Origin of the sequence: Pseudoalteromonas sp. SG41-2, assembly GCF_014164535.1 — a bacterium.
Lineage (GTDB): Bacteria > Pseudomonadota > Gammaproteobacteria > Enterobacterales > Alteromonadaceae > Pseudoalteromonas > Pseudoalteromonas rhizosphaerae.
In genome coordinates this window covers 1-1,286 of record NZ_JACJFK010000087.1, presented here as the reverse complement: position 1 = coordinate 1,286, position 1,286 = coordinate 1, and the positions used below count along the sequence as shown (strand labels likewise).

General features: G+C 40.3%; 2 protein-coding genes and 1 pseudogene. All 3 read left to right on the top strand.

The features are described from left to right. Positions 1-261: pseudogene (locus H5186_RS22495) on the top strand (DUF2235 domain-containing protein); the annotation flags it as partial. Further along, on the top strand, positions 246-758 hold the full coding sequence (locus tag H5186_RS22490) for a DUF2931 family protein (RefSeq protein WP_182719698.1): 513 nt from the start codon (positions 246-248) through the stop codon (positions 756-758). The pseudogene H5186_RS22495 and the gene H5186_RS22490, both read left to right, overlap by 16 nt. A gap of 87 nt (positions 759-845) precedes the next feature. Beyond that, positions 846-1,286, top strand: a 441-nt coding sequence (locus H5186_RS22485) for a DUF2931 family protein (RefSeq protein ID WP_182795039.1), incomplete at its 3' end; no start/stop codon positions are given.

The following is a 1,286-nucleotide window of genomic DNA, read 5'->3' as shown; positions in this document are numbered from 1 at the left end:
CTTAAAACACTGGTTGATAGCGCCCGCAGCTTTGGCCCACAAAGTGATGCCTGGCAGGCTTTATATAAAGATTACATCCACCACAGTGTTAAATATTCAGCAACGATTGATGCGATTGCTCATGGTCCTGAAGAAGACGCTGAATTCACCAGCAAAAACCAACAACGTGAGCTTTTTTACAATCAGCCAGAACAGGCTGAAGCAAGTGTACAATGGCAGTCACAACTAATAAATGGATATAGATTATGGACAAGCTCGTAAAATGTCTCACCACACTCGCTTTAACATTATTTGTAATAGGTTGCTCGTCAACAGGTAAAATTGATTACATGGTCGCAGGTGTCGGCACCGAAAATGGCAATGCAATTTGGGGGCGCTCTGTGGTATTTGATGATGAGTGGGGTATTCCTTCCGGTGCAATAGAATGTTGTTACGCACAAGCTGGTGGTACTGTGAGTGTTTACAATCAAAAATTCCCAGAAAAAGTAGCCGTTGAATGGTTAGATAAGTCAGAAAATAGAATTTACTTTGGTGAAGTGGCAATAGACAAAAAAGGTTATAGGTTAGCTAAAAATTTACCTTCATACACAGCGCACACAGGTAAGGTTTTTAAAGATGTAAAACCGTATTTAATAGTCGGTATGGGTGAGTCAGGTGAAATCAAAGTTTGGTTATCTAATACCCGTTCAGCGGGATTTACAGGCCGTGTATTACACGAACTAGGCTCTGGGCAAGCACAGTGGCGTGAGAATAAATGACCAGTTTTAAACGCCTTTTTACAATCAGCCAGAACAAGATGAAAAGAGTGAGCAATGGCAATCACAACTAATAAATGGATATAGATTATGGACAAGCTCATAAAATTACTTATCACACTCGCTTTAATATTATTCGCTGTAGGATGCTCGTCAACAGGAACAATTGATTACATGGTTGCAGGTGTCGGCACCGAAAGTGGCAATGCAATTTGGGGGCGCTCTGTGGTATTTGATGATGAATGGGGAATACCGTCAGGGGCGATTGAGTGCTGCTATGGTGAAACAAGAGCGACAGTAAGTGTATACGATCAAAAATTCCCAGAAAAAGTCGCGGTTGAATGGTTAGATAAGTCAGAAAATAGAATTTACTTTGGTGAAGTGGCAATAGACAAAAAAGGTTATCAGTTAGCTAAATCTCTCCCTTATTTTACGTTATCAACAGGTGAAGTATTTAAGGAAATAAAACCATACTTAATAGTCGGTATGGGTGAGTCAGGTGAAATCAAAGTTTGGTTATCTAATACCCGT